General features: G+C 62.0%; 15 protein-coding genes and 3 pseudogenes. 5 read left to right on the plus strand and 13 right to left on the minus strand.

The window, feature by feature from the left end:
* Positions 1-178: 178 nt before the first annotated feature.
* The 11 genes and pseudogenes from AX729_RS23815 to AX729_RS23865 form a co-directional block, all read right to left on the minus strand.
* Positions 179-487, minus strand: a complete 309-nt coding sequence (locus AX729_RS23815) for a hypothetical protein (protein ID WP_156457173.1) — start codon at positions 485-487, stop codon at positions 179-181.
* Positions 488-756: 269 nt separating this feature from the next.
* Positions 757-1386: a class I SAM-dependent methyltransferase gene (locus tag AX729_RS23820; RefSeq protein ID WP_061026731.1), complete on the minus strand. Its 630-nt coding sequence runs from the start codon at positions 1384-1386 to the stop codon at positions 757-759.
* A complete protein-coding gene (locus AX729_RS23825; RefSeq protein WP_156457174.1) occupies positions 1383-1913 on the minus strand; it encodes a MarR family winged helix-turn-helix transcriptional regulator in 531 nt (176 codons plus the stop codon). Before AX729_RS23825 ends, AX729_RS23820 begins: the two co-directional genes overlap by 4 nt.
* A gap of 768 nt (positions 1914-2681) precedes the next feature.
* Complete coding sequence (gene flgF / locus AX729_RS23830) at positions 2682-3416, minus strand: flagellar basal-body rod protein FlgF (RefSeq protein WP_061026733.1); 735 nt, start codon at positions 3414-3416, stop codon at positions 2682-2684.
* A 190-nt stretch (positions 3417-3606) separates the two neighbouring features.
* On the minus strand, positions 3607-3981 hold the full coding sequence (locus AX729_RS23835; RefSeq protein ID WP_061026734.1) for a hypothetical protein: 375 nt from the start codon (positions 3979-3981) through the stop codon (positions 3607-3609).
* Positions 3978-7226: an efflux RND transporter permease subunit gene (locus tag AX729_RS23840; protein ID WP_061026735.1), complete on the minus strand. Its 3249-nt coding sequence runs from the start codon at positions 7224-7226 to the stop codon at positions 3978-3980. Before AX729_RS23840 ends, AX729_RS23835 begins: the two co-directional genes overlap by 4 nt.
* On the minus strand, positions 7216-8169 hold the full coding sequence (gene ihpB / locus AX729_RS23845) for a divalent metal ion exporter adaptor subunit IhpB (protein ID WP_061026736.1): 954 nt from the start codon (positions 8167-8169) through the stop codon (positions 7216-7218). Before ihpB ends, AX729_RS23840 begins: the two co-directional genes overlap by 11 nt.
* A 235-nt stretch (positions 8170-8404) precedes the next feature.
* Positions 8405-8755 carry a hypothetical protein gene (locus AX729_RS23850; protein WP_061026737.1) on the minus strand — a complete coding sequence of 117 codons (351 nt, stop codon included), beginning with the start codon at positions 8753-8755 and terminating at the stop codon, positions 8405-8407.
* A 196-nt stretch (positions 8756-8951) separates the two neighbouring features.
* Positions 8952-9359, minus strand: coding sequence for a hypothetical protein (locus AX729_RS23855; protein WP_061026738.1), 408 nt, complete (start codon positions 9357-9359; stop codon positions 8952-8954).
* A gap of 184 nt (positions 9360-9543) precedes the next feature.
* Positions 9544-9747, minus strand: a complete 204-nt coding sequence (locus AX729_RS23860) for a hypothetical protein (RefSeq protein WP_061026739.1) — start codon at positions 9745-9747, stop codon at positions 9544-9546.
* Between the two features lie 221 nt (positions 9748-9968).
* Positions 9969-10914: pseudogene (locus AX729_RS23865) on the minus strand (IS256 family transposase); the annotation flags it as partial.
* Positions 10915-11411: 497 nt separating this feature from the next.
* Between AX729_RS23865 and AX729_RS23870 the strand changes: the two are divergent.
* A pseudogene (locus AX729_RS23870) lies at positions 11412-11788 on the plus strand (ATP dependent DNA ligase); the annotation flags it as partial.
* Entirely contained in the window at positions 11788-12096 is a 309-nt protein-coding gene (locus AX729_RS38860) for a hypothetical protein (protein WP_061026740.1), read from the plus strand. The pseudogene AX729_RS23870 and the gene AX729_RS38860, both read left to right, overlap by 1 nt.
* 69 nt (positions 12097-12165) lie before the next feature.
* Here AX729_RS38860 and AX729_RS23880 read toward each other — a convergent pair whose 3' ends face one another.
* Positions 12166-13068: a sensor histidine kinase gene (locus tag AX729_RS23880; protein WP_061026741.1), complete on the minus strand. Its 903-nt coding sequence runs from the start codon at positions 13066-13068 to the stop codon at positions 12166-12168.
* A 432-nt stretch (positions 13069-13500) separates the two neighbouring features.
* Positions 13501-14319 (minus strand): annotated as a pseudogene (gene ku / locus AX729_RS38865) (non-homologous end joining protein Ku); the annotation flags it as partial.
* A gap of 204 nt (positions 14320-14523) precedes the next feature.
* On the opposite strand from ku, the gene AX729_RS23890 reads away from it, so the two are divergent.
* The 3 genes from AX729_RS23890 (at position 14524) to AX729_RS23900 (ending at position 16739) form a co-directional block, all read left to right on the plus strand.
* Positions 14524-14754 carry a hypothetical protein gene (locus AX729_RS23890; protein WP_061026742.1) on the plus strand — a complete coding sequence of 77 codons (231 nt, stop codon included), beginning with the start codon at positions 14524-14526 and terminating at the stop codon, positions 14752-14754.
* Complete coding sequence (locus AX729_RS23895; RefSeq protein ID WP_061026743.1) at positions 14747-14995, plus strand: hypothetical protein; 249 nt, start codon at positions 14747-14749, stop codon at positions 14993-14995. Before AX729_RS23890 ends, AX729_RS23895 begins: the two co-directional genes overlap by 8 nt.
* Before the next feature lie 526 nt (positions 14996-15521).
* Positions 15522-16739: a GGDEF domain-containing protein gene (locus tag AX729_RS23900; RefSeq protein WP_061026744.1), complete on the plus strand. Its 1218-nt coding sequence runs from the start codon at positions 15522-15524 to the stop codon at positions 16737-16739.
* Positions 16740-16760: the final 21 nt, after the last annotated feature.

A 16760-nucleotide genomic window follows, 5' to 3' on the forward strand; every position in this document is an offset into this window, starting at 1 on the left:
TCGCGAGCGCGCGCTGCAGCGCCGCCCCGAGATTGAGGGTCTGCGAATGTGACGCCGCCGTCAGCCAAGGACTGACCAGCAACGCCGTCGCGCACGCGAAACGCGTGACGCACTTTGAAAACATGATGAAAACCTGACGAAAGACGGAATCAGAGCGCGATGCGCCCAGCGGTCATTTTCAGGTCAGGGACTTCGGTGGGGGCGGATCGAGACCGCGCACGGTGTCGGTCAGAGGGGCCGTCGCCCGGATGAGGACCGCCACCTTGGGTTCCATCACGGTCATGACCTGCTGCGGAGGCGCTGCGACGGAGACCGCGAAGCAGCCATGGCAGTGATGGTCGACGATGGCACCAGTCTCAGGGCCGCTATCGGGCTTGGTATCGACCATCCAAGCCACCGGGGAACCGGCAGGATTGGTCACGTCGAGGTCGAGACACCGATGCAGCGCACCCGACATCAGATAGGTCACGATCAGAAATACGGACACGATCCCGCGCAAAGCAGGAATATGCCGAAATCCAGATCTGATCCGACCAATCGTCAATGACCACACTCTACGTTCGCGAGTTGGTAGGTAGCATGGGCACAAGGCTCACGTCGACCCGCAATATTATAACAATCCCAAACATTTGTTGCGTGCCACTCGCAATTTCCAGGAATCGAGCATGCGGGTAACGCTGCCAGTTCTGGGACGTGGCTGCAGGTTTTTCTTCGGAGGCAACGTACCCGTCTTATGCGACGTTCTTTCACGGCTTCCTAAACGATAGCATTGCAACTCGTCCGATCCGCACCGAATGCGAGGACTGCAGTTTGGCCCCGGCAAAGCCCGCCCTTTTTGAAGAGTTTGCCCCAGGTCCCATCGACGTGGGACTGAACCGCAATCCTACTTGAAATCTGCGCTGCAAGGTTGAGGACGATGCGTTCCTCCCGGTTGGTCGGCCGGTCATAGTCCGCAGCGTACAGTGCGCCCCCACGCCGCAGGACTCGGAAAGCCTCCTTCGCCAAGGCGATTTTTTCATCGGGAGCCCGCAGGTGGAAAGACAGTACGCATATCGCGCGGTCGAAGCTGCCGGTGTGGACCGCAATGGAAGGTGCGTCGATGAACGTAATATTCGAAGTTTGCTGCTTTTCGATAGCTCGCTTTGACTTTCGGACGATCGATGGATCGGGATCCGCTACAACGATACTGAGCTCGGTGAACCGTTCTGCAAGCGAGATCGCGGTCGCCGCGCTTCCCGGTCCGAACGCCAAGAGGCGCTCTCCGCTCTTCGGAGGAACCAGATCGAACAAGGGCTCCTGCCATGACGTGTCGCGCAGCATTGCAGCGGCGAAGCAGTAGTAAAGCGGTTTGAGCGCCGCCACGACCAAATTTGATAGAAACTTCATGCGGTGTCGCGACCGCGAGGCCAATGGCGCAGAGCGTCCGAAGCCGTCAGAAGCTTCGCGCGCTTGAGGACGCTCTTCAGCTCCTCGAGTTCTGCGAGAAGTCGATGCGCCTTGCCGCTCGCGTTATTGGCAACATACGCGTTCGCTGCGTTCATGGAGCCAGACAGGTTTTCTATCTGCCACCGAGCGTTGCTCGAGAGCGCGAGGAGAACAACACGGCGATCGGTAGCGCTCGGCTTGCGGCGGATCAGTCCTTTGGACTCGAGCAATTGCGACTGCGCCGTAACGAAGGACGCGTCCACGGCGAGTCTCTCCGACACCACGCTGACCCGCACCCCCTCGTCGTCCGCAAGATGCGATATCGCCATCAGAATGTTCCATTGAGCCACAGTGACACCCAGGCCGGTCGCCCAACACTTCTGCACTTCGCTCAAACAGCCGTGAATTTGCTTCACTTCCCAGGATAGTCGCTGCAAGAGGTCGTCCGGCGCCGAAGTCTGCGGGTCTTCAACTTGCTTGGTTTCCATAACGTGATCCTTCAATTCCAATGTGGACGCCGACGGCGCCTGCAAAACGGAATGGCCCCGAAAGAGCGGTTTCTGAAAAATGCGTTCTCGATCGAGATCGCCTACACACGCTTGCTGCCCCAGCAACTTGGCTGAGCTCGCAAAGGCTTTGAGAGCGACGCCGTCGCCATCCCAAAGGCAGGGACGACAGCATCGCGCTGCGGCGCGAGGGAGGTTCGACGGAAAACGGAAACAGGACGCGCGATGCGTCCCGCGTCGTTCGCTTTAGGTCAGAGATTTCGGCGGGGGTGGATCAAGACCGCGAACATTCCCGTATAGGGGAGCCGCCGATTTCGGCAACTCAGCGGGCCTCACATCCAAGGTGAGTTCCGCCTGTTGCGCCGGCCCGGGGACCGACACCGAAAAGCAACCGTGACAGTGGTGATCGGCCACCAAACCCCGTTCGGGCGATTGGGAGCTCTTGCCGTCCGTAGCCACGATCGCCGAGGCTGATCCGGAGCGAATGGCGACGCCGACATCAACGAGTCCATGCAGAACGCCAGACAGGACGTACGCCAGGGTCAGGAGAGCGGACACGATCCCGCGCAACGCAGTAATGCGCCGAGTTCCCGATATGACCTGACTAACCGACAATGATCACCCACTTGGTGAAGACAACGAGGCTACCTAACATGATGGCTACCTTCCGTCGATCCGCGAAATATCGCGAGCGCGTCGCCGGTCGAACGGTTCCAACTTCGGGCTGCCGCCCGCTGAGCGCTTCGTGGCCTACAAATCCTCACCAGCCAACTTTCTAAGTTCGTTCTTGTCGTCTTCACGCAGGATCGTGTTGGCAACTTGATCGTAGGCTCGGGTCGCAGCGACGAGACTGCTCATCTCATGGACCGCGTTCACGTTCGCTCCCTCCAAGGCTCCCGTAGCCAGCCGGATCTGCGCCGGCGGTACTTCGATCGCCGGCAACTCCGATGAAAACAGCGTCCTTCCCTCGGCGCGCAACTTGGCATTATCTTCGAACTTCACGAGGCGCAGACGTCCTATCGGTCCCCTCGCCGTCGAGATGGTCCCGTCGGCTCCGATGCTCACCGGCCCATCGCGTGGCGGAACCTGTAAGGGGCCGGTCGCAGTCAACACGATATCGCCCGACAACGTGACCACGCGGCCTTCCTTGTCGAGCGTGAACGCTCCGTTCCGCGTGTAGCGATCTCCGGCAGCCGTCCGGATCACAAAGAAGCCGTCACCGACGACCGCGACATCCGTTCCATTCCCGGTGGCCTTGAGGGGGCCGCCAGAAAAGTCGGTATAGCCGGTGACCGCCACCAGCGATCGCATCGGAGAGGAAGGAATGTCGTCGGCTTCCTTCGCCTTCGTGAGATATTCGCGGAACTGAAGCCCCTCGCGTTTAAACCCGGTCGTGGTCTGATTAGCAACGTTTCGAGCAACCTTGTCCAATTGCTGTTGCAGTGTGATCAATCGCGATAGCCCGATGACGGTCTTGTCGGACATTGGAAGACTGCCTTTCAAACTGCCGAATGAGGCCGGTGGTCGCCGTTGCGCTGCGCTTGCTTGGTTTGAGGATCGCAGCGGGCGGGATCCACAAGGCATGTGAGCCGCCGCGCACTCGGTTCTCGGCTTGGAGCCGACATAACTGCGCGCGGCTTTGTCTTGCCGTCGACAATGTCGTCGGATGGAGCCTTCAGCCCTTGTACTTGGCTTGGCCCGACTTGCCCGTGTCCGTCTTGATCATGAGTGTGATCGCGGTTGATGCCGTCACCGGCTTCTTCGTTTCACCCTTCAGGACGTTCTCTCCCGACGGAGAAAGGACAATCGTCTCTCGATCGTCGCCGTTCACGATTAGAGCAGAGGCCGTATAGCCCTTCGTCGACACGGGCTTGTTGTCCTCGTTAAGGACGTTGAACGTCACGGCATTTCCCGACGGCAGGAACTCGATATGCACGCCGGCCGCATCCGCAAGAACGCCGCCATTGGGTCCCTTCGAACCGTGTGAGTGTTGAGCGTGAGCCGGGACGACCGAGAGCAATACGGCCAGTATGAACGCGGCGGGTTTCATGCAGTTTCTCCTTGTGCGGTTGCGGAAGTCGACTTCGTCGTGACCGCTTCACGACGGAAGAGCGTGTAGAGCGCCGGCAAGACCAGCAGCGTCAAAATGGTCGATGATACGATCCCGCCGATGACCACGGTGGCGAGTGGCCGCTGCACCTCGGCGCCGGCGCCGGTCGCGATCGCCATGGGCACGAATCCCAGGCTTGCCACCAGGGCGGTCATTAGAACCGGCCTCAACCTGGTCAGCGCCCCCTCGCGAACGGCTTCGACGACAGGGCGGCCCTCCGATCGCAGCTTCTGGATGAACGCGATGATGACCAGGCCATTCAGGACGGCGACGCCCGATAGCGCGATAAACCCGATACCGGCGCTGATCGAAAGCGGGATGTCGCGCAGCAGCAGGGCGGCAATGCCACCCGTGAGCGCGAGCGGCACCCCGCTGAAGACCAATGCGGCATCGGCGAAGGTCCCGAGGCTCATGAAGAGCAATACGAAGATGAGGAGTAGCGCGATCGGAACGACGATGGTCAGCCGCTTGGTTGCGGAAACCAACTGCTCGAACTGTCCTCCGTAGGTGATCCAATAGCCCGCCGGCACCTTGACGCCGTCGGCGATCCGCCGCTGGGCATCGGCAACGAAAGAGCCGAGGTCGCGGCCGCGCACGTTCGCGGTGACCACGATGCGTCGCTTGCCGTTTTCGCGGCTTATCTGATTGGGGCCCGGAGCCGCGTCGATCTCGGCGACCGAGGAGAGCGGGACATAACGGACCTGCCCCAAGGGTGAACTGCCCCACGCCGCCTTGATGGCCCCAGCCTGGCCTTCTCGCACGGGAAGCGGGATCGGAAGATTGCGGATCGCTTCCATATCCGAACGAAGGTGTTCGGGCAGCCGAACGATGATTTCGAAACGACGATCGCCTTCGAACACCAGGCCGGCGCTCTTGCCCCCGACCGCGATCTCGACGATACCCTGCACATCGGAGATGCTCAGGCCTTGTCGTGCCAAGGCCTGCCGGTTCAATTTGACCGTGAGCACGGGCAATCCGGAGACCTGCTCGGTCTTCACGTCTGCAGCCCCCTGCACGCCTTGGAGCACGTTTTGGACCTGGCCCGCCACCTGCAGCAGCGTGTTCAGGTCGTCGCCGAAGATCTTGACCCCGACGTCGCTGCGAACGCCCGATATCAACTCGTTGAAACGCATCTGAATAGGCTGGGTGAACTCATAGTTGTTGCCCGGCACCTCCGCGACGACCTTTTCGATCTTGGAGACGAGTTGCGCCTTGGTCATCGAAGGATCGGGCCACTGCGCATGGGGTTTGAGCATGATGTAGGTGTCGGCGACGTTCGGCGGCATCGGATCGGTGGCCACCTCCGCCGTGCCGATCTTGGAAAAGACCTCACGGACCTCGGGCACCTTCCGGATGGCCTCCTCCAGCTTGATCTGCATATCCACGGCCTGCGTCAGGCTCGTCCCCGGAATGCGCATCGCGTGCGTGGCGACATCGCCTTCATCGAGCGAGGGTATGAACTCGCCGCCCATACGGGACGCGGCAATTCCGCTGACGATCACCAACGCGCCGGTCGCCAGTGCGACCATGTGCCGATTGCGTATCGAGGCATCGAGAAGCGGCACATAGGCGAAGCGAGCCCCGCGCATGAACCAGTTCTCTTTCTCGGTCACTTTGCCGGTCACCAGAATGGCAACAGCGGCCGGAACAAAGGTCATCGACAGGATCGCGGCGCCGCCCAACGCCATGAGAACTGTCAGGGCCATGGGCGTGAACATCTTCCCTTCGACGCCCGTCAACGTGAGAACCGGGAGGTAGACGACCGCGATGATGAGGGTGCCGAATAGGCTGGGCTGCACGACCTCCCCTGCTCCCGCCAAAATCGTATCGAAACGCTCCTCGCGGCTCAGTATGCGCCCTCTGCGGTGCTGCTCCTCCGCAAGCAGCCGCAGGCAGTTCTCGACGATGATGACCGCACCGTCGATGATGATGCCGAAGTCGATGGCGCCGAGCGACATGAGGTTCGCACTGACCTTATTCTCGACCATTCCCGTCACGGTAATGAGCATCGACAAGGGAATGACGAGCGCGGTGGCGACGGCCGCTCTGAAGTTGCCGAGGATCAGCAGCAGGATCACGATGACGAGGATCGCGCCCTCGAGCAGATTCTTCTCTACGGTCGCGATCGTGGCCTCGACGAGGCGCGTACGGTCGTAAAGCGCCCTCGCCACCACACCTTCGGGCAGGGATTTCGCGATCTCGTCCAGCTTTGCCGATACACGCTGGGCCACCGTGCGGCTGTTTTCGCCGATGAGCAGCATGGCCGTCCCGACAACGGTCTCGCGCCCATTCAGAGTTGCCGAACCGGTACGGAGCTCTCGCCCTTCGATCACTTCTGCGATGTCGCCGATCCGGACCGGGATCCCTTCGCGCGCCCCGATCACGATGTTTCGAATGTCGCTCGCGTCGCCCACCTGCCCCGGCGTGCGAACCAGGTATTGCTCGCCGTTTCGTTCGATGTAGCCCGCGCCGACGTTGGCATTGTTCGACGCAAGCGCGGTCATCACATCGCGAAAATTCAGCCGATACGCCATCAGCTTGGTAGGATCGGGCAGGACGTGGAACTGCCGCTCGAACCCACCGATGGTGTTGACCTCGACTACGCCGGGTACCGTCCGCAACTGCGGCTTGATGATCCAATCCTGGATCGTGCGGAGGTCTATCGGGCTGATCTCGCTCCCGTCGGGGTTCTTGGCTGCCTTCTTCGCCTCGACGGCGAACATGAATATCTCGCCGAGGCCCGTCGAAATCGGTCCCATCGCCATTTCGATGCCGTTCGGCAGGAGGTCTTTCACCTGCTGCAAACGCTCGTTGACCAACTGGCGCGCGAAATAGATGTTCGTGCCGTCGGCGAAGACGACGGTGACCTGGCTTAGCCCGTATCTGGACAGCGACCGTGTGTATTGGAGGTTCGGTAGCCCACCCATGCCGGTTTCGACTGGAAACGTGATGCGCTGTTCGACTTCCAGAGGCGAATAGCCCGCCGCGCTCACGTTGATCTGCACCTGCACGTTGGTGATGTCCGGTACCGCGTCAATCGGAAGGCGCGTGAAGTTCCAGGCGCCGATTGCCCCGACTGCGAGCACAGCAAAGAGGACCAGCCATCGCTGGCGGATCGAGAATGCGATTATCGCGGTGATGACGCCGTGCTTCCGGTCGCCGACCTGGCCCTGCTCAGTGCTCATGGGCGGCCGTTCCCTTGGCTATTTCCGCCTTGACGATGAAGCTGTTCCGTCCCACGTACAGGTCGCCCTCCTCCAGGCCGAACTGCACCTCGACGTGCTCGCGATCGCGAGCACCCAGCTCGACCTCGCGCACCTCGAATTTCAGGCCATTGCGGACGAAGACGACGTTGCGGTTTTCGAAGCTTTGGACGGCGGTCGATTTGACGACGATCGGCGCGGACTTGTCCGAGAGCATCAGGCGCGCCGTGACGAACATGCCTGGCCTCAGTCTTGTCCCCTCGTTCGGCACGCTGGTGCGCGCAAGAGCGCTCTGCGTATCCGCGCTGCCGACAGGCGAAATGTAGGTCAGCCTGGCCTCGATCGGCTTCCCGCCGTCGCCGACGTCGATGACGACCTTGTCGCCTTCCCGCACCCGCTTCAGGTCCCGTCGATAGACGGAGAGGTCGACCCATACGGTGGAAATATCGGCGATCGTGAAGGCCGTCTTCTGCTCCGACGCGTATTCGCCGAGAGATATTTGGCGGTCGATGACCGTGCCGGCCAACGGCGCCCGGATCTCATACGTCGTGAGACTCTGGTTGCTCTCGATCTTGGCCAAGAGGTCGTTCTTTTCGACGCGATGACCGACGCTCGCCTTGATCTCGCGGACGAGCCCTGGAAATCGAGGCGTCACCTGAACGAGAGCCTCCTGATTTGGCTGCAAAATGCCGTTGAGGAGCAGACTATCGCGAAGAACGCCAGGCGCCGCGACGAGGAGCTCTATATCGGAAGATCTGAGCTTGTCGTCGCTCATTTCGACGCCGTCGGCGTGACCTCCTTCTTCGTGACCATGCCCCGTCTCCGATTGCTTGCCGGAGCTTTGCTGAGGCAAGTTCAGCAGGAAGAAGCCGATTGCAGCCAGCGCGATCGTGGCCAGGACCGAGTTCGCGAAAAGCCGCTTCATGGCGCGCGTCTCGCTGCACGGGAGGCGCGGTCGCGCAGCGCCAGGCAAACGAAGGTTCCCAAGCCGCATCGACCGGCCGACGACAAACGCCGCTCCCACGTCTCGAAAACCATGGGCAAAGCGACGAATACATGCGCTCGCGCTTCTCGCGCGGCAGCGATCTCAGATGACATGGAAATAGACCTGCAAACGACGGCAAGAAGACGCACGGATGCGCCGAGCGGGTTCGTTCAGATCAGGCCTTTGGAGGGGGAGTATCCAATGCGGAGGAGGTGCCGGTCAGCCGCTTCGTCGGCATAGCGACCGGCTTCGTCACGGCCGCAGCGAGCGACCAGGCTGCCGTGGCCCGAACGGGCGAGACGGAGAAGCACCCGTGGCAATGCCGTTCGGTCAGAACGCTGTCGCCACCGGTCGTGCTTCCCAGACCTGCAGTCGAAAAGACTGTCTCGGTCGAGCCGGAGATTGCCAGATGGTCGATATGGGCACTGTGGAGGACGGCGACGCTCAAATGTCCGAACGCAAGCAACAGAACCAGCAGATCGCGCAGCCGGCGAAGGAGAGCATTGCTGGTGGCGGCGATCGGCATAACGCGAGGCAAATCCGCAGAGGCAGAAGTGGCGCTGTCGCTATGGGCGACTCGGCATACTCGGCACTCCTACACGTCGCTCGGTCGGTTGTCCTCAGCAAAAACGCGGGGTGCGACAATGTTGCCGCATCGTCATAAGAAGTTGTTTCCGTCGCTTCGGCTTCCCAGTTCCGCGTTGCAGGGCCAAGCTCCTGCACTACCCGACGCTGCGGGTCTTTTCCGAAGGTTCCGATAGGCTGACAGTCTCGGCTGCCTCGGACTTCGCGTCGGCTATCCGCTCCACCGATCCGGCGATGCCTCGCAGCGGCGTGCCAAAATCGGGAATATCGATCAAGGCCAAAAGCAGGCCCGCGATCCAGAACGCGTGCATCCCCGTGAACAGCGAGATCAGGCCGAGCACGGCGACGAACTCGAACTGCAGCTTCAGCGACTTGTGTGCCATCCGCTCGGGCAGGCTGTGCAGCTTCCAGTAAAGCACTCCCACGGAAAAGATCACCGCCACCAAGAAGAACCCCATCACCACCAGTAGCACGTCGGAGCCATCGGCCCCCGGCAGGAAGAACGGAAGCTTATGAGGAGCCTGGGGGTGAATTTCGTCCGCCAAACCTGCTCTCCCAATGACGGATTGGACTTCGTCTTCCGAATATGGGGGCTTACATCGCGGGCCTTGATCTAGATCAAAGGATAACGGCGGTGCGGGATGCAATGCCCCCGATGGACGCGCAAAGGCCCGGATGAACCGCGGGACGCCGCTAGAAGGTCCCTTTCCTCCGACGAGAGAGGCGCCTTCACTTCGCCGCGCGGGCCTTCACCTTGCGAGCTTTGAGGTAAGCCCGGAGCGCCTTCTCGGCGAGAATGTAGGCGGGCTGACCGTCCTCGATTGCCGCCATCTTGAGGGATTTGATGACGTCCCTAGGCAGATAAAGCAAAATCTGCCGCCTGCCGTCTTCCCCCTCACGGGCCTCCGATACGTCAACCTTGGGCCGCTTCATCCATCGATCTCCGCAAACAGCCAGGCGTGGATAGCTGACTATCAAAATACGCATACCATCGAGACGCGCTCCCGGAGTACGCCTTTCTCGGCCAACAGGTCCTGGCGCACCACGTCGGCATTGCCGCGATGCCGAATGAGCCTCTCGCGCAGCCAACCCTCAAGGCCGTCAAGACGCTTCGGCCGCTCAGGCGACTTGAACGGCTTCACTCCGCCCGCCGCCACGTAGGCGAGCACGTCGGTCTCGGCCTCGTCGAGTAAGCCGGCAAGCTTGGGCAGCTTGGGGCGGAGCTGATCGGCAACCTTGCGCCATTGGGTGCGAGCGGCCTCGGCATCGTCCTGGGCAAAGGCTGTGGCGATGAAGGCGGAGACGACACGCCGGCCGCTCTTGCCGGCATGGGCCAGCACGTTACGCATGAAGTGAACGCGGCAGCGTTGCCAGCTGGCGTTGAGCACCTTGGTCACGGTGGCCTTGATCCCCTCATGGGCATCGGACACCACCAGCTTGACGCCGCGCAAGCCGCGGCGAGCCAGCTTGCGCAAGAAGGCGGTTCAGAACGTCTCGGCCTCGGACGGCCCGATGTCCATGCCCAGAACCTCGCGCCGGCCGTCGCTGTTGACGCCGACCGCGACGATCACCGCGACAGATACGATGCGGCCATTCTGGCGCACCTTCACGTAGGTGGCGTCGATCCACAGATACGGCCAGTCACCCTCGATTGGGCGGCCGAGGAAGGCCTTCACCTTGTCGTCAATCTCCGCGCAGAGCCGGCTCACTTGGCTCTTCGAAATACCGGTCATGCCCATGGCCTGCACCAGATCGTCCACCGAACGGGTCGAGACGCCCTGAACGGAAGCCTCCTGAACCACGGCGGTAAGCGCCTTCTCGGCCATGCGGCGCGGCTCCAGGAAGCCGGGGAAATAGCAGCCCTTGCGCAGCTTGGGGATGCGCAGCTCCACCGCACCGGCGCGGGTCTCCCAGATCCGGTCGCGGTAGCCATTGCTGGGCCAGACGTTCGGGGCTCTTCTCGCCATAGGCAGCCCCGGTCTGGCTTTCGACCTCCAGCTCCATCAGGCGATGGGCCGCAAAGCCGATCATCTCGCGCAGCAGATCGGCGTCTGGGGTCTTCTCTGCCAGCGTGCGCAGGTTCATCATGTCGTCGGTCATCGGTGGTTCCTCGGTTGCGTTGGTGTGTCGCAACCCGATCCTACCGGAGAACTGCCGGTGACCACCGCAAAGCCGCCCGCCCGCTACGGCGCTATTGGGGGCGCGCGTCCGGGCGGCTTTGCTCTACCGAGCTACACCACCACCGGGGACACGACCGCAGGAACCGCAGGATCATTTGACGACACGATACTGACCTTGCTGTCCGCGATCCGGGACTGGGTCACCCCTCGGCGCGAATTCGAAGCGATGTGGCCAATCAGACCACCGGCTACGTCGGGTCGCGCCGGTGGAATCCGAAGACAGAAATCAAGGACATCAATCTCCGCTACCCGCACGGTTTTGTCGACGCACGGACATCGATCCCGAGCTAATCCTCGCCAGCGACAATGTCGGCGACCTCGCCTCTGTGTCCTTTACCGAGACGGAGAACGATCACCGAGTTCAGAGCTTCAAGGATTCGATTTCAAGGACTCAAGCGACCCACAAATCGCGACGCGGTGTCGAAGGTGCGGGACAGCGCGTATGCCAGCGGCCGCGGCAACAACTGGTCAAGAAGACCTGCGAGCAGAGGGAGACTCTGACCATCACCGGCTTCGCACTCGATGAAGGCAAATGGGACGGCATGTACCTCGGGCGCCGCCGCAAGAGCCAATATGCCGGCAAGGTGGACCATAGATTCGACAAGGCTTCTGCCGCCGACCTGCAGAAGCGCCTCAAGCCTTTGATCCGGAAAACTCAGCCGTACTCCAAGCGGATCGCGAACAAGGGCATCTGGGTCGAGCCCAAGCTGCTCGCCGAGATCGAGTACCGCGCGAAGTCGGCGGAGGGCAAGGTCCGGCATCCCTTCTTCAAGGGACTTCGGGAGGATCTGTGATGGACGCCTTCGACCGCTTCCGGCAGTGGGCGGAAAAACCGCCGGAAAGCCCTCTCACCATTCCTGCCGAGCTTCATCGGGCGGTCATGGATCTCGCGCCGGAGGCCAGGCGAAACCGTGCGAAGGTGAACCAGGCTGCAAGGCGCAGCGAGGCGCCCCGCGTAGTCGGCTGCCCCGCCAGGCTACTCAGCTCAACGCGCGATATCTCTGAAGAGTCCGATGCTCACGCGCATTCCCTTCCCGGGCGCGCTGTCGACGACGAAATCCGCCTTGGCGTTCTCCCTCAACGTGGCGAGCATGAGTGCTGAGAGCTTCCCGGGCACCGGCCAGGGTGCGCCTTCAGGAAGTCCGCTTCCGTCGTCGGCCACGACGACCCCCTAGTAGTCGTTCCGTTCCTGCAGGCACCTGACCGTCAATGTGCCGGAGTCCCGCCCTTCAAAGGCGTATTTGAATGCGTTCGTCAGCAACTCGTTGACGAGAAGCCCAACCGGCATCGCCACATTGATCGAAATCGGAGCTTGGTCGGCTTTGAGGTCCAGCCGGACGCCGTCGAGACCGTGGGTACGCGTTACCGCGGACGCGATTTGTGTCAGGTACTGACCAAGGTCTATGGTTTGACCAAGACCGTCGCCGGAAAGTTCTCTGTAAAGAATCGCCAAGGAATCGATGCGTCCAGCCAGCCGATCCAGCGCGGCCCGGTCGGCGCTGCTTTGATTGCGGACATCCAGGCGAATGAGGGCGGCGATCAGTTGCAGGTTGTTCTTTACTCTATGCTGCAATTCCTTGAGCAACAGATCCTTATCGCGCAATTGTCGCTCGAATTCCTCACGCTGCGATTTGGCGCGCTCGGTAATGTCGATCAGTGCAACAATGCGATAGTCTTCCGTTTCGTCCTCGTTTTGGATCACACCGGCAAATGCGTCTACCAACAAATGCTTCGGCTGCTCGCGCTGAAATGTCCCGATAAAATCATCGCAGTCGATGAGCGCCTTGGTGAAGGTGACATCGGGCTGCCCTTCGAGCGTGAACGACTCCAGGACGGACCATCCTCTTCCCTTGATTTCCGAGGCGGTCTGCCCCGTCAGCGCCTCATAGGATTTGTTTGCAAAGACTATGCGCTGATCTCCACCGACGATTTTGGAAATGACTATTGCTATCGGTACATGGTCGAGAAACAGTCTAAATTCATGGGAGTCGATGGCGTGTGTGATATCCAACGCGTCGAATAGATCATTGACCTGCTGCGAAGCTGACGCGGAGCCCTGTTCTGGGTCGCCCATATTGCCCGTCCTAATCTGTCGGCTAGGATTCGCTCCGTCCCGCTGTCCCTGCGGGACCTTCGCCGCGAATGATAGGGCTTTGCGCAGCCGTTCCAGTCAAATCGCCCGCCGAGGAGCGAACTGGATTTCTAGGGACGTCCAGCCGCCGCAGTACCGAGCGGCAACGTTGCTGGCAGCGGCGGCGTGACAGGCGTTTGCTGCTGCGGCTGACGCACCAAAGCTACCGAATTCGCCGTGCCGAAGACGAGCATGGTCGCCAACCCGACAAGAACCGCCATGGCTGAGACGATCACCGCGAGGAAAATCCGTTCCTCCATGGATGGTGAATGAACGGCAGCAGCCTCTGTTCCCGCATACTTGGTTATAAGGGCGCGCAAAGGCCGGGACCCCGCAGCGACAAGCGGTCGTCATCGCTAGGCAGACTCGCGGTGCGGCCCTGGCTGACGGCTTTTTCTTTGCAGCCTCCCTTGCCGTCTTCTTGCCCTCGATGGACACCAACATTTCCTTCTGACCCGCCACTGCCTTCTTCGGCTTCTTGGCGCCCTTGGCGGCCTTCGCCTGCGCCGCGCCACCCACACTCCGCCGCAGCGCCTCCATCAGGTCGACGATGTTGACAGCCGCGGGCTTCTCCTTCGGCGTGATCGGCTTGCCGGCACACTTCTGGTTGATGGGTCGATCAGCGCGGTTTCGCACTGGTCCTCGAACTTGTCGGGCTCGAGCCGTCCGGACTTCTGGTTGACGATGTGCTTTGGCGAGATCGAGCATATCCTTGGTGACTTTGACCTCTTGGATCTCTTCAAAGTATTCTTCGGATCCCGCACTTCGTAAGGGTCCCGCAGCAGCGTACCGACCAAGCCTTGTCCATTGGCTTCGAGGGCAATGATGTGCTCGCGATTGGTGAGCACGACGCGTCCGATCGCGACCTTGTCCATCTCCCGGACGGTCTCTCGGATCATGGCAAAAGCGTCATGCCGACCTTCCCGTCGGGCCTGAGATAGTAGGGGCGGATCAGGTAGCGCGGATCGATCTCGGACCTGTCGACGAACTCGTCGATCTCGATGGTGCGCGTGGACTCGAGCGCGACGTTCTCCAGTTCCTCCTTGGAATCGGATGCGGTGACCGGTCGCCCTATTGAGCTGGTTGAACGAGATCTTCTCGGACTCGGACGTGGCCGGGTAGAGCGCCAAGAAGGAAGCTTTTCCAGTTGGCGCGCGGGGGTACGCAGAAACTCCGGTTCCGGGCGGTCCGGATTCAAGACGAACGAGGCAGCCCGGTTCCACAGGCGGATGTCTGCGGCCGCCATTTTCTCAATCCGTTCCTTAGGTCTGTTTTCCTTGACTTGGCTCAAGGGCGCGCAGCGCGCTCGGGAGCCTCGGGCGGAATTCGATCGAAGGTGCCGCGGCTTGTGGAAACGCTGGCACTTGACTCGGAATGAACAAACAGAGAACATTCGGCATGCCCGCTGCACCTGACCGCACTGCGCCCGTCGAGGGCGACCTCGAACTCGCCGCCGACCAGGCGATCGAAGTCTGCGGCGGGGACGCCCGGGAGGCGGTGAAAGCGCTGATCGTCGCGAACGGCTTTCTCGAGGCGGAGATCGAAGAGCTCCGGACGAAAGTGTCGACAGGCTACGCGCGCGGACGGCTATCGCCGGCGCGCAAGCGCAAGGACGAGACCGATGTCTGAATTGACCTACTACGTCGCTTTGCCGTTCGTCCCTTCGGACCACGGCATCGCACCAGGCGAGGCCACAGAATGCTTCAGCGCCAACGCCGCCGTGATGCGGGCGGAGGCGCTTTCGCGCAAGCCGGGGCACGTCGGGGCCGTCGCGTTTAGCCGCAGCGGGGATCCGGCGGTCGGAGAATTCGGCGACGCCAAGCTGATCCGGAAGTTCGGCGACGCGCCGGACAATCTCGGCGCGCTGTGAAACGTCGTGGAATGAAGGTACCGAGCTGCTCGAACTGCCGAAGGGGCAACCTCCGGACCACAGGGCCGCGTTTCGCGGGTGCGAGCGTGGCTGCGCCGACGAGTCCGACTGCGGCGCGAGATGGCCGATCCAGCGGGAGCGGCCCCAGCGACTGAACCTTAGTGAGCAGATGCAAAATGGCCGCAGACCAACGGCCTGCGGCCCATCGGCGAAACTATGAAATACGCCAATCCCGGTGCTGCGGTACAGATAAGCCTTCTTCGCCTCGTTTTGGATTCCGTGAATCTACGGATAGGCGCAGCGAGAGCGAGCGGTGAGCCCGCAATCTTGAGGAATGTTGCGCGATCCTTACCACGCCCCCTCAATCGCTCCTTAAGCAAACAAGCAAATTTGCCTAAAGTCGCCGCGCTTCGTTTAGCGAAATCGAAGCGCAAAGTGACGATCGTCACAACGAACGATTCTTCGCAATTTCATTGGCGGTCATTGCCGCAAAGACCCTGTCGACAGGAAGCCCGAGAAGCACTCGATGCAGTCGGATGCCAGCATCTACAGCCTTCCGCGCTGGCGCGTGACGCGATGGCTCGCCGACTGCGGCGCGGACGTGCCCGAGGACATTCGGTTAGCGCTGATCGGCAACCTCTACGGCACACTGCCCGTCTTCATCGGCGGCATCCTGAACAGCCTCCTGGTGGCCGCAGCTATCACGGCGCGCTCACCGACGCCATTGTTCGTCGCCTGGCTCGCGGTCGAGATCGCGATCTGCCTGACCCGGCTCGCCGTGCTGATCATCGCGCGCCGGCGCGCGCTGAAGCATCAGCCCACGCCGACCGACGTCAACCTGCTCCTTTCGATCGCGTGGAGCGGCAGCGTCGGGTACGGTGCGCTGATCAGCCTGGCGACGGGCGACTGGGTGGCCGCGACGCTCGCCTGCGTGTCGGCCGGAGCGATGGTCGGCGGGATCTGCTTCCGCAATTTCAGCGCGCCGCGGCTCTGCGGCGTGATGATCGTGCTGAGCCTCGGCCCGACGATTCCGGGCGCCCTGATCGCCGCGCAGCCGCTCCTGCTCGTCCTCTTCGCCCAGATCCCAGTGTATCTGGGAGCCATGACCATGGCCTGCTTCAAACTAAGCCGAATGCTGATCGCGACCATGCGCGCCGAGCGCGAGAACGACCGTCGCGCCCGGCATGACGAACTCACCGGGCTCGCCAATAGGGCCGGGCTTGTCCGCGCTCTCGATGAGCGGCTGTCGCGCTCTGGCTGTGACGGCGAGGCTCTGGCCCTGCTTTATCTCGACCTGGACGACTTCAAGGCGGTCAACGACACGCACGGTCATGCCGCTGGCGATCGGTTGCTGGAGAGCGTGGCCGAGCGCATGCGCGGCCTTCTGCGCGAAGGCGACCTGCCGGCGCGCCTAGGCGGCGACGAGTTCGTCGTGCTCGCCGCAGGCTGCACGGCGGACCGGGCGACGGAGTTCGGGCAGCGCCTGATCGACGCTATCGGAGCGCCGTACGACGTCGGCTCTGGGACATCGGCGCGCGTCGGCGTGAGCGTCGGGATCGCCATGGCACCCGAGCACGGGAGCCGCGCGGCCGACCTGCTGCGGGCCGCCGACGCCGCGCTCTACCAGGCCAAGTTCGACGGCGGGTCGCGGTGCCGGGCCGCATCCGGAGACGACCTGGCGAGGCTCCGCGATCTCGTGTCGCGCCACGCCCCCGATCCTGCTCTTCAGAGCGCCGCAGCGTGACCAGTCGGCGAGCCGGCGGCG

This window comes from Bradyrhizobium sp. CCH5-F6 (genome assembly GCF_001556045.1).
Classification (GTDB): domain Bacteria; phylum Pseudomonadota; class Alphaproteobacteria; order Rhizobiales; family Xanthobacteraceae; genus Bradyrhizobium.